This window comes from Methanobacterium subterraneum, assembly GCF_002813695.1.
Classification (GTDB): Archaea; Methanobacteriota; Methanobacteria; order Methanobacteriales; family Methanobacteriaceae; genus Methanobacterium; species Methanobacterium subterraneum.
Genome location: NZ_CP017768.1, coordinates 1,508,304 through 1,520,618 on the forward strand (window position 1 = coordinate 1,508,304; position 12,315 = coordinate 1,520,618).

Genomic DNA, 12,315 nt, shown 5'->3' on the forward strand with positions numbered 1-12,315 from the left:
GTAAGATGAATTTATTGAAAATCTTTCAGTTGTAGACATAGAATTTAGATCTGGAAACTAATCCCGATAATCGATCACTTATTGCAATCTTTAAAAAATGGAACTGGTTTGGTGTAAAATATGATAGAATTAGTCGATCACTTACTGTTACAGGAAAAACTCACCCTGATCAGAAGGGAAGGAATAGATGGCATCCATTTCCGAGGTGGAATAATCGAAATAGGACGCTGGTTAGCCTATGAACTAAGCAACACTCTGGAAAAAGAGGATGTAACTGTGCAAACTCCTTTAGGAATTGCAAAAGGAATGCGGATAAAGGATAAAAATGATATTGTAGTGGTGAGTGTCTTAAGGGCAGCAATCCCCCTGGTTGAGGGGATTATGAGGGTTTTCAGGAATGCCCAGTATGGTGTGGTGGGTGCCTCCCGGAATGATGAACCTCCATTCCCAGTGGAGGTGGGATACTTCAAGCTTCCTCCTGTGGATGATAAAATATTGGTGATAGCTGATCCAATGCTGGCCACTGGAAACACCATGAACGCCATTTTAGACCGGATCCATGAGAAGGGAACTCCCCGTAGAGTGGTGCTACTCAATATAATTGCATCCAGAACAGGTATAGAAAGAGTAGAGAGAGAACACCCGGATGTGGAGATATACACCTGTGCAGTGGACGAAGAACTCAACCAGGATGGTTACATCGTTCCAGGATTGGGTGATGCAGGGGACAAGGCTTTTGGAAAGCCAGGACCCTGAAAAAGCAAATTAATATTGCAAAAAAAGTATTTTTTTTGTTTCTTTTTTTAAAGACTAACCTTTTAAAACCTGAGCCTAAAAAAACCACATTATAAAGGAAAACAGTAATGGAAAGGAAATAACCTTTTCCATAAGGTTGTCTATTTAGTACCCATGTTTAATTTCTAATAAATGGATTTTCCATGGGCTACCGCCACTATTCCTGGAAAATCCCTCACTGTTAGACAGTGCAGGGCTTCCATACCCTCTTCAGGGAATGCAACCACCTTCGAGGAAGTCATTTTACTGGTGAGGAGGGCGGCTGCTGGGGGTGTTACCACAAAAACAGATTTATTTTTTTCCAATGCCTTTACTGTTTCTGGAGATAGTTCTCCCTTTCCAATGTGCATTTTCACTCCTGCGTCAGATAGTGGTGCAATACTAGTTTCTATTTCTGTTTTGTTGCTGCTGGTTGGTGCTATTCCTGCCGGGCTTACTGCAGTGTGGAAGATCACCGCACCTTTAACATCCACCGGGCTCGTGCCACATTTTAAGAGTTTCACCATGCGAGGTAAAGCTGCATCTCGACCTGTGAGAATGTTACCCTTGAGAGTGATACGATCCCCCACTTGTAACTCCATAATGTCCAAATCAGTAATAGGAGTGTTTATTTCTTTAATATTTCCCATTTTAGTTAATCCCCTTGATTGTTCGAAGATCTTCTAAAAAGGAATCAATATGTTCTTCTTTCAGGTGAGGCATTACAATGACCCTTATGGCCTGAGGGTAAGATGCCAGTGATACTGCCCAACCTTTAGCCTCCAGTCTTCGGGCAATTTCTTTTACTGGAATGTCAGGTGAATAAAAAGGAACAATGTTCAGTTCAGGTTCTGTTACCAGTTCAAATCCTGCTTCTTTAACACCTTCAGCCAATTTATAAGTGATCTCCATACATGAGGTGGCAACTTCCCGATACCCTTCCTTTCCCAGATGTTTTAAGAGGGCCCAGGTAGCTGCTGTGGCTGCCCCAGTGCGGGTGCCTACTATGGTTGACTGGAGATCCTCGGTAAGGTATGGCGTTTCAATGGCCATTGCCTCCAGGTATTTTCGCTCTCTGAAAAGAATACCACCGGTAGGGATAGGAGCTAGACCCATTTTATGAGGATCTATAGTTATAGAAGAGACCCCTGGGAGAGTGAAATCAAATTCAGGTAAGTCATATCCGGCTTCTTTGAGGAAAGGTATGCTGTAACCTCCAAAGGCAGCGTCCACATGCAGGTAGATATCTTTTTCCATGCAAATCTTGGAAATATCTTCGATTGGATCAATTTTTCCAAGTTCCGTGGTTCCAGCCACCCCCACAATGGCTACTGTATTATCAGATATCAGTTTTTCCACTGAGGATAAATCCATCCGATAATTCTCATCCAATTCTGCCATCTTCAAATCAAGACATAACATGTCTGCTGCTTTTTTGAAGGAGAAATGTGCAGATCTGGGAACTATTATCTCCGGATCTTTAATTCTTCTCATGTTTCGGGCGGCTCTCATAGCCATGAGGTTAGCTTCGGTTCCCCCGGTGATGATATGACCATGGACATTATTTTTTCCCAGTAATCCACCAAGCATGGTGATGACTTCATCTTCCATGGCTTTGGTTCCTGGGAAAAGTCCTGGATCTCCCAGGTTTGATTCTAAGAACATGGAATAGGCCCTGATTCCAACTGGGTGGGGGCAGGTGCACATTGATCCCAGTATTCTGCCTGAACGATGGGTGAGATCTTTTTCTTTGTATTTCCTGAGCATTTGGTATATTTGCTCTTTGGGTATTCCCTTGTCTTCCATTTCCATCCCTTAAAAAAATAATATAATTTTAAAATGAGTAATGGTTTTAAAATAAAAAAAATGAAGATTTTTTTATTCCTGCATCATCTTCCTGGCAGCTTTGAGGAGGAGTTTCTGCTCTACTCTAGCCACAGTTTCACGTACTGCTGCCACAGCATCGGTGTTGGCTGATACAGAGGTTATACCTAATTCCACCAGTTTTTCCACTATTTTCGGAATGCTTCCAGCCTGTCCGCAGATACTAGTTTTTACTCCTGCCTTGTTACACTCTATTATAACTCGTTCTATGAGTTTTAAGACTGCAGGATGGCTTTCTGAGTAGAGATCAGCCACGTTTTCATTGTTTCGGTCAATGGCCAGGGTGTACTGGGTTAGATCGTTGGTCCCGAAACTTACAAAATCAATACCCTCAGCTATGAAGTCTTCAATGGTTAGAGCTGCTGCTGGTGTTTCCACCATAACCCCAAATTCAATGTTTTTCTGGGGTTTTAGTCCAGCCTGCCTGGCGATCTTTTTAGCCTGTTTTAACTCATCAGGGTGCTGCACCAGGGGTAACATGATCCCAATGTTGGTGTATCCCTGTTCATGGAGTTTTTTAATTGCCTTAAATTCTGCTAAGAGGATCTCTGGTTCGTCCAGTTCCCGGCGTATTCCCCTCCATCCCAGCATGGGGTTGTGTTCGTAGGGTTCGTTTTCTCCACCATCCAATGATTGGAATTCATCGGTAGGAGCGTCCAGGGTTCGGTACCACACTGGTTTGGGGTAGAAACTGTCTGCTACTTTGAGGATGTTTTCCACCAGTACTCGGATCAGTTCTGCTTCGTTACCTTCCTGGATGTACTTTTTAGGATGCACTCCAGTGGTGAGCATCATGTGTTCAGTTCTAAGGAGTCCTACTCCATCTGCACCGGTTGCAGCGGCTTTTTTAGCTGCTTCAGCCATGCTTACGTTAACTTTGACCTCGGTGACAGTGAGTGGTGCTTGCAATACCACAGTGGGTTCTTCGCTGATTTCTGATTTCTTCTCAGTTTCCATCAGTTTTCCTTCCCAGACCATTCCCTTGTTTCCATCCAGGGTTACCTGGCTGTTTTCAGGGAGGATGGATGTGGCATCTCCGGTTCCCACTACACAGGGTATTCCCAGTTCACGGGATACTATGGCGGCGTGACAGGTTACACCACCTTCGTCAGTGATGATTCCGTTGGCCCGTTTCATGGCAGGTACCATGTCGGGTGTGGTCATAACTGTAACCAGGATGTCTCCTTCCCGGACTTTGTCCAGTTCATCAGTGTCTTTGATAATTTTAACTGTTCCAGCTGCCATTCCAGGGCTGGCACCTAATCCTTTGGTGATAACAGTCCGTTCACCCTGACTTATACCTTCTGCAGAGGTGGTGGACATGTCCAGGGTGGTTACTGGTCTGGATTGTAGCATGTAAATTTTTTCATTTTCAATGGCCCATTCTGTATCCTGGGGGAACTGGTAGTGTTCCTGGATTTTCTTTCCTAGTTCAACCAGTTGGGCTAACTCGGCATCATCCAGAACCTGTTTGTTTTTCAGATCATCTGGTACTGGTATTTGTACTGTCTGACCGTCTTCAGACTTCTTCTGGAACATGGTTTTCTTCTCACTGACCTGTTTCTGGAGAAGTTGTCCGGTGGCTTTGTCCAGCCAGTAGGTGTCAGGGGTTACAGTTCCGGATACCACTCCTTCTCCCAGACCCCATGCTCCTTCAATGAGAATTTTTTCCTCTCCAGTGGAGGGGTGTACAGTGAACATTACCCCTGCTTTTTCAGCATCAACCATTTCCTGAACCACTACTGCTATGTATACTTTGGAGTGGTCGAAGTTGTTTTCTTCCCGGTAGAATATTGCTCTAGCTCCGAATAGGGATGCCCAGCATTTTCGGACGTATTTTATCAGATCTTCAGGACCCTTAACATTGAGGTAGGTGTCCTGCTGACCTGCGAAGGATGCTTCGGGCAGGTCCTCAGCAGTTGCCGATGATCTTATAGCAACGAAAGCGTTTTCTTTTCCTATGCGGTGGCATAGTGCATTGTATGCCTCGATAATGAGACTGCTGATTTCATCAGGTATGGGAGTCTCGGTAATGATTTTGATTATTTCTCGGGCGGATTTCTGAAGTTCTTTGTTGTTGTTGACATCCAGGGCATCAAGAATGTCCATTATTTCCTGGGTGATTCCAGTTTCATCCATGAACCTCTGGTAGGTTGCTGAGGTTATCACAAACCCCGGGGGTACTGGTATCCCTGCTTGGGTTAGTTCTCCCAGGTTAGCTCCCTTTCCACCAGCTATGTCCACATCTTCCTTTTTTAGTTCCTCGAAAAATTCGACATACTCCATGCTCATACCCCACTTAGGACTTTATTGACATTTATTGGTTTAATAGTATTTATTTGACTAATTCTGCCCCTTCATCAATGATTATCCTACAGGACACTGGGAATTTCATAGCTGCTCTTCTGAGAGCATCTTTAGCATCAATGAAATTCTTTTTATTGGTTCGTATGGTTAAAACCTTTTGATTTGCTTTCACCAGAGCTACTGAGCTTACTGGTTTTCCGAAAGCTTTTCTCATACCGTCCTGTACACGGTCTGCACCGGCACCAGTAGCCATTGGGTTTTCCCTGACAATGTGGTGTGGGTAAACCCTTATCTTCAAGTGGTAACCCATCCTACCTGATTTTCGCTGCATGTATCGGTTGGTAGCTATCCTGGCAGCTTCCAGAGCATTGTGAGATAATTGGGCTTTTTCTTTAAGAGCCAAGCTCACTGTTATAGGGAATTCCCCAGAGAGGTTTCCCATGTCATATTGAACAATTCTGGAGCCGGGAATTTTACGTATATAATCTTTTCTAGTATATGCTCTTACCATCTATTATTCCTCCTTGTATAAATGTTATTTAAAGCTTGAATGTGAATATTAAAGCTATAAATGTTATTTTTCGGCCTGGAAAGGTGAATATGATATCAATCAACCAGGTAGAAATCAATAGTACAATTAGTTTGGAGAATTATAATATATAAAATGATCAATGGAATTGACCCATATTATAATAATAGGAGTATAATCTCGAAATTGTTGTTTTTCATAATTTGAAATTCAGAATATTAAAAATATTCATGGAAATAATTCATAAAGGTATTAATAAATTTTTATCCTAAGAACCCAATATGAATATTTATAACCGCCTTAAATGAAATTTTGGGAATTATCTTCTTATTTCCATTAAATATCAGTGAATTTATTTTCCCCAATGAATTTATAATATCAGACTAACATAAATAGCTTAACATAGATTTTTTATCTTCATAGTTGTAGTTCATTTTAAGAATGGAATTGGTGAAATTTATGAAAATCGCAGTTACTGGAAAGGGAGGGGTGGGAAAAACCACACTGGCGGGTGCTTTGGCGGTTATTTTGTCCAAAAAATACCGAGTATATGCCATTGATGCTGATCCAGATATGAACCTGGCAGGGAGTCTGGGAATACATAATTCAATAACCCCCATATCCAAGATGAAAGACCTTATAAAGGAAAGAACTGGTGCCGAACCCGGTTCATCATTTGGAGAAGTGTTCAAAATGAATCCAACCATATCCGACCTTCCAGAGTCTCTTTCAACCGATTACGATCCAGAAGGACGTCTTAAAATCCTGGTCATGGGTACTGTTGATAAAGGTGGAGATGGATGTGTGTGCCCGGCTTCCGTGATGTTGAAGGCGATTTTACGAAATTTGATAATTAAAAAAGATGAAATGGTAATTCTGGATATGGAAGCAGGGATAGAACACTTGGGAAGACGTACTGCAGAGGCAGTGGATATTATGATCATAGTTGCCGAACCAGGGCTTAAATCTCTGGAGACAGCCAGCCGGATTAAAAAATTAGCCACAGATATTGGTATCCAGAACGTAATTGCCGTGATTAATAAGGTTTCCAGTGAAGCTGAAGAAAAGTTTGTGGAAGATAAGCTGAAGGAGATGGATGTGAGTGTGTTAGGCAGCATCCCCCGGGATGATCTGGTTGTTCAGGCAGATATGGAGGGGCATCCACTGGTAGATTACTCGGATTCTGTTGCGCTTCAGTCCATTGAGAAAATTGCCGAAAAAATTTTTAATTATGTTCCCTCTAATTAACATGATTAGTTGTTTGGATAGTATAGAAATTCTATTAGTTGTTGGACTGGAGGAGGAATGTCAGTTATCCAAAGGTTAAATCATGAAGATCAAAGCCACCATAACTTTCAATTATCATAACCATGAACAGGCAGAGGTTGCTTACCAATCTTTACTGCCTGATAACATTGGTTTTTTAGAATCATATCAGGATCATGAGTCTCTGGTCTGTAATTTAAAAGGAAGCTCGCTTAAGACTATTCTCTCCACTGCAGATGACCTTATATTTTCGGAGATGTTGGTTGAAAAAATATTGGAAATTTAATTAAAAAAGAATTAAAAAAAAATAAAAAAGCCATTCTAACCATAAGGATGTTATAAAAATGAAATTCACATTAAAAGGAGAAGTTTTATTCAGTAAAGATGCCGATGAAGCTTTGGAAGATATTACCAGCTTCGTAGAGCATGCTAATAATGATCTGTTTCAGAAGGGAGTTGCATCTGGTCAAAAGAAGGATGCAGCCCAGATTGTGGAGTGGAAACTAGAGGGTAACACCCTTCATCTGAAAGTAATATCTGGTAGAAGAGGAAGAGCTCATGATGCACTGCTCCGGATGAAAAACCCACTCACCCAACTTTTAGGTCCAAAATATCATATAGGTGTTCGGAAAATCACGGTTGAAGAATATCAGATTGACATCCCCTCCCAGGAAATGGTTGATGTTGTCCAGATGCCCTATGTGGAGGGAGCCACATTCCATGATGGGAAAATGATCATCCAATTCCAGAAATTGGAAGAAGGAGACCTCCGGAAACACGTGGTGGACCGGGTGGTTAAGCATGTTCTCTCTGAAACTGAAAGAATGAATTCTGCAACTGAAATAGATGAAGATGCCGATGACATTTTAACCCGCCAGGTCACCAAAATTGAACCCGGAACTATTGTGGGGCGCAGCCCTAAATTCCCGGTATTTTTTGAAGGAGATCCCACTGAAGAGGCAGCCAAACAGGGGTGGGTTAAGAAGTTCCCGGGTAAGGGACAGTGGTTCTACGGACCCAAATTCATTGCCTTGCAACGTGCCATTGAAGACATGTTCATGGAGGTTCTGGTGGAGAAACTGGAGTTCTTTGAGTGCATGTGGCCGAAACTGATACCAATTCCAGTGATGAACAAGATGCGTTATCTGGAAGGGCTCCCTGAGGGAATGTATTACTGTAGTGCACCTCGACGTGACCCTGAAGTATTTAAAAAGTTCAAAAATGAGCTTTTAATAAAAAAAGAAGTTCCTATTGAGCGTTTGAAGGATGGTTTGAAGGATCCCTCCTATGTTCTAGCACCAGCCCAGTGCGAACCTTTTTATGAGTTTTTCAGTCATGAAGTTTTGGATGAGAAGGAACTTCCCATAAGACTATTTGATAAGAGTGGCTGGACCTACCGCTGGGAAGCGGGTGGAGCCAAAGGCCTAGACCGTGTGCATGAGTTCCAAAGGATTGAACTGGTCTGGTTAGGAACACCGGAACAGGTAGAAGAGATCCGTGATGCTACCCTGGAGATTTCTCAGGAACTGGCCAATAAAATGGAACTGGAATGGTATACTGAAATAGGTGATGATCCATTCTACCTGGAAGGTAGAAAGGTGGAAGAACGGGGAATAGAATTCCCTGACGTGCCAAAATACGAAATGCGCGTAGTAGTACCTGGTGCTGATAAGGGAGTGGCCGCAGTTTCCGCCAATGTCCACGGAACCCACTTCACTGAAGGATTCTCCATTAAAGAAACCCATAACCATACATTATGGACTGGTTGTACTGGTATTGGAATAACCAGATGGCTCTTCGGGTTCCTGGCCCAAAAAGGTTTTGATAAGGAGAACTGGCCAGAAATGGTTCGAAATAAGGTGGGAACTGTTCGAACACCTAAAGTTTTGACTTGGCCATAAAAACTCATGTGAGAGTTCTACTGGAGAATATATTGATATGAAATATCAAATAATTCAGTAGAATTAATTCATCAGTAGAATATTTTTCTTTTATCTTTCCCTATTTTTTTATTTAAAATTAGATTGGAATTATTCAAATCACTAATTTATAAAATCTAAGTTCATTATATATTAATAATTAAAATAAGATCATAAAATAGCTTAAAATGATAAAATATTGCTTAATATTATTTTTGGAGTGGGAAAAAAATAAATAAAGTAAAGAAGATTAGAAAGAAGTTCTATTCTTCTTTGGTTTCTTCTTCAGTTAGTTTTTCAGGAACTTCTTCAGTAGAAACTTCTTCTTCAGTAGACTCTTCTACTTCTTCTTTACGGGTGAATGAGTCCACAAATTCTACCGTAGCAATATCCATGTTTTCCTGGATGTCCCGTGCTATACGGAAACGGGCCATGGTTATATCCATGTAAGGGCGCTGGTCAAATTTGGCCATTTCATCCATGGCAATGACCACTTTATCATCTTCAATTGTTACTTGGTGTTTTTCAGCATCCAGGTTGGGTTGAGGATAATGGAGGTCGATCATGCTTTTGACCTTTTCGGTGTCATCTTCAATGATTTCCACTACTTTAACCTGGTATTCCAGATTTTTACCAGCTAGTTCATGGTTGAAGTCCAGCCTTACACGGCCTCCACTAACACTCCTTATAATACCGGTGTTTCCTTCTGAGGTTATGGCCATTCCCACCTGGGGTTTTATGCCCTGTTTTTTGAACTCAGACATGGGAACTAACTGGATTAGGTTAGGGTCACGTTCACCGAAGGCTTCTTCAGGAGGTAATTCGATGGTTTTTTCTCCACTTTCTTCCATTTCCACCAGGGCATCTTCCATGCCCTTGAGTACATGACCTCCACCCACAATTATAGATATGGGTCCGTAGGTTTTCTTATCTGAATGTATTTCATTTTCCTCTGCTACTTCTTCAATGGTGGTGTCAAAGATTTCACCGGTTTCAATAATCTTTCCGGTGTATTCAAGCTTTATAAAGTCTCCATTATTCACTGGCATATCTCTAGCCTCCTATGTGATATTCTCTTTTTAAATTCTCTTAGCACTTCTTTATTTTTATAGTTTAATATGCGTATGGTTGATGGGTAATTCTCAATATATCGGTGCATGGTGTCCCGGTCAATCCGCGCCTCCAATGATGATAAAACCCTTTGAGTGTGGTGTCTGCTGAATCCACGCGCAATACACCTTCTAATTTCTTCCACCGAATTGAATGGTCTTTTATTGATAATATTTTCAATAGTGCGATCATCAAGCAGACTAAGGGATTTGAGATCAGGGACTGTGGCTTGGTTGGCAGTGTAAAGTATGGTTTCTTCATCCCTGAACTGATGGAGTGGTGCTCTTCCATTCTCCATTTCTCTCTTTAAGATAGTAATGGTTTCAGGAGGCAACATTTGCTTTGCCGAATCTAAAACTCCAGATAAAACTGCCTCACGGATTATGGTACCACTTATACCTTCCAAACGGGGTACGAATATAAATTTATCCTTAAATTTGAAACCGATTTTGGTGAGGGATTTTGATAGGGATACAATGACATAGTTATCCTCATTTAGCCGTCCTTTCAATAGGACTTCTCCGCTTTCCATGTCCACCATACGGTAGGGTTTAGGAGCAATACCTCTTCCCTTACCTATTTTTTCCAGTAGTCTTTCAAATTCAGGATCTCTCTTATATCCTCGGGGTATGTTGTCAGCATCCAGGGCCTGGAATGTTTTCGCCAGACAGATCGAGTACTGTCCAGAGCCCATTATACCCATAGGCGGCCCTTCAATTACTATATCAGCACCAACAGCTATTGCTGCCTCCGCACGAGCTTGACGAGTCATGATGTAGGGTACTCCCCGACCACTGCGTTCGAATAGTCCTGGAACCACTGCAACGAATATTCCAGTGGGAACCATCTTTTTAGCCTCAAGAAGACAGTGCAAATGACCTTTATGCAGTGGATTGTATTCTGTGAAATCAGCCAATATCTTAGTATCAGATAGGCCTGATTTAGATTGCTTATACTGCGATTGAGGTCGTAGCCTCGCATCTTGCAGAAATCTTTTGCGATCCAGGGCAATAATTTCTTTAACTATATCTTCACTGGAGGACATGGTACCCATTAATTTATTGTTATCATTACGGTTATATGATTATCCTTACAGATCATAAGTGTGGAAATTTTATGAATTTAATTATCTGAAAGTTTAGGATAATTATAACACAATAGGTTATAGAAACGGGACATCTTCACCATTACTAAATAATAGGGGCTTATTATGATGGATTTATGTATCACAAACTGTAGACTGGATATAAATTCTAAAGAGGTTTGTTTGGGGATTGAAGATGGTAAAATAGTTTCCATTAAAAAATTACCATCTAATGCTAGTTCAATTATTGATGTTAAGGGTAAACTGGTTCTTCCTGGACTAATTGATGCCCATGTTCATTTCCGAGATCCAGGGCTAACTATTAAAGAAGATTTTTACACAGGGAGTGCTGCTGCCGCTGCGGGTGGTTTTACCACGATCATGGACATGCCCAATACAATCCCCCCTACCAACACCCCCCATGCTTTCCAGAAAAAAATGGAGATCGCCAGGAAGAAGAGTTTGGTGGACTTTGGACTACATGTGGGTGTTGGTGATCTATCCAATATTGGAGAACTTGCTAAATTACGGCCTGCATCTTTTAAGATCTTCATGGATCTAGTGGATGATGACTTTTTAATGGATGCTTTCAGCAAGATAAATGTGGTTTCCGGAGATCATCTGATCTCATTACATGCTGAAGATCCACAAGTGGTTAATCAGTGCACACACGAGATGAAAATGAAGGGATCCAGTCCGGAACTATATGCTGAAGCTCGTCCTCCCCAGGCAGAAATTGAAGCAGTTGTCTCAGCTATTTCATTGGGAAATAAGTTCGACCAAAAAATACATTTTTGCCATGTGAGCACCAGAAAATCTCTAAAACTCATCACTGAAGCCAAAAAGGCTGGATCAAAAATAACATCTGAAATTACTCCCCATCATTTATTTTTGGATTCGAGTTACCTGAAAACATATGGTAATCAGGCCAAAACCAATCCTCCCCTGCGTGATAATGAAAACCGGTTGCAGGTTAATGATTTAAATTATATTGACATTATTGGTACTGATCATGCTCCTCACACCCTCGATGAAAAGAAAAAGGATGTTTGGAATGCTCCTCCCGGTGTTCCAGGGTTAGAAACCATTCTTCCCCTGCTGTTAACCCAGTTAAACCAGGGAAAAATAGCCATTGGAGATATTAAACGATTGTTGTGTGAAACCCCTGCAAAAATATTCAATATCCCCCATAAAGGTTTCATAAGAGAGGGAATGGATGCTGATCTGGTTGTGGTGGATTTAAAGAAAGAAAGTGTTATTGATCCTGCTATTTTCCAGTCTAAAGCCAAATATTCACCATTTGAAGGTTTTCATGTTCAGGGAGTGCCGGTTATGACCATGGTACGTGGACAGAAAGTTATGGAAAAAGGTTATATTCTTGATAACCAGGGAAAATGTGTTTATGCTTAAGAAAATTTATTTATTTTTACATAGAAGCATTT

Annotated in this window: 11 protein-coding genes; 5 read left to right on the forward strand and 6 right to left on the reverse strand. The window is 41.4% G+C overall.

All coding sequences use genetic code 11. From position 1 onward, the window contains the following. Positions 1-120: 120 nt before the first annotated feature. Positions 121-756 carry a uracil phosphoribosyltransferase gene (gene upp / locus BK009_RS07285; protein WP_100909318.1) on the forward strand — a complete coding sequence of 212 codons (636 nt, stop codon included), beginning with the start codon at positions 121-123 and terminating at the stop codon, positions 754-756. 164 nt (positions 757-920) lie between these two features. Here upp and BK009_RS07290 read toward each other — a convergent pair whose 3' ends face one another. From BK009_RS07290 to rplJ, 4 genes are all read right to left on the reverse strand, one after another. Beyond that, positions 921-1,415 carry a fumarate hydratase C-terminal domain-containing protein gene (locus BK009_RS07290; RefSeq protein ID WP_100906721.1) on the reverse strand — a complete coding sequence of 165 codons (495 nt, stop codon included), beginning with the start codon at positions 1,413-1,415 and terminating at the stop codon, positions 921-923. 10 nt (positions 1,416-1,425) lie between these two features. Beyond that, on the reverse strand, positions 1,426-2,580 hold the full coding sequence (gene mfnA / locus BK009_RS07295; protein WP_100909319.1) for a tyrosine decarboxylase MfnA: 1,155 nt from the start codon (positions 2,578-2,580) through the stop codon (positions 1,426-1,428). A 72-nt stretch (positions 2,581-2,652) separates the two neighbouring features. Further along, complete coding sequence (ppsA, locus tag BK009_RS07300; protein WP_100909320.1) at positions 2,653-4,944, reverse strand: phosphoenolpyruvate synthase; 2,292 nt, start codon at positions 4,942-4,944, stop codon at positions 2,653-2,655. Between the two features lie 49 nt (positions 4,945-4,993). Next, the gene (rplJ, locus tag BK009_RS07305; RefSeq protein WP_100905622.1) at positions 4,994-5,476 is read right to left on the reverse strand and encodes a 50S ribosomal protein L16; all 483 of its coding nucleotides are present in this window, start codon (positions 5,474-5,476) and stop codon (positions 4,994-4,996) included. Between the two features lie 477 nt (positions 5,477-5,953). Between rplJ and BK009_RS07310 the strand changes: the two genes are divergently transcribed. The 3 genes from BK009_RS07310 (at position 5,954) to serS (ending at position 8,661) form a co-directional block, all read left to right on the forward strand. Beyond that, positions 5,954-6,742 (forward strand): ATP-binding protein, encoded by a 789-nt coding sequence (locus BK009_RS07310; protein WP_100909321.1) that lies wholly within the window; start codon positions 5,954-5,956, stop codon positions 6,740-6,742. 82 nt (positions 6,743-6,824) lie between these two features. Next, a complete protein-coding gene (locus tag BK009_RS07315) occupies positions 6,825-7,046 on the forward strand; it encodes a KEOPS complex subunit Pcc1 (RefSeq protein WP_100909322.1) in 222 nt (73 codons plus the stop codon). A gap of 58 nt (positions 7,047-7,104) precedes the next feature. Further along, complete coding sequence (gene serS / locus BK009_RS07320; protein ID WP_100909323.1) at positions 7,105-8,661, forward strand: serine--tRNA ligase; 1,557 nt, start codon at positions 7,105-7,107, stop codon at positions 8,659-8,661. Positions 8,662-8,942: 281 nt separating this feature from the next. On the opposite strand, the gene BK009_RS07325 is transcribed toward serS, so the two are convergent. After that, the gene (locus BK009_RS07325; protein WP_100909324.1) at positions 8,943-9,728 is read right to left on the reverse strand and encodes a peptidylprolyl isomerase; all 786 of its coding nucleotides are present in this window, start codon (positions 9,726-9,728) and stop codon (positions 8,943-8,945) included. Continuing rightward, on the reverse strand, positions 9,719-10,834 hold the full coding sequence (locus BK009_RS07330; RefSeq protein WP_100909325.1) for a nucleotidyltransferase family protein: 1,116 nt from the start codon (positions 10,832-10,834) through the stop codon (positions 9,719-9,721). Before BK009_RS07330 ends, BK009_RS07325 begins: the two co-directional genes overlap by 10 nt. A gap of 165 nt (positions 10,835-10,999) precedes the next feature. Between BK009_RS07330 and BK009_RS07335 the strand changes: the two genes are divergently transcribed. Continuing rightward, on the forward strand, positions 11,000-12,283 hold the full coding sequence (locus BK009_RS07335) for a dihydroorotase (protein WP_100905617.1): 1,284 nt from the start codon (positions 11,000-11,002) through the stop codon (positions 12,281-12,283). Positions 12,284-12,315 lie beyond the last annotated feature (32 nt).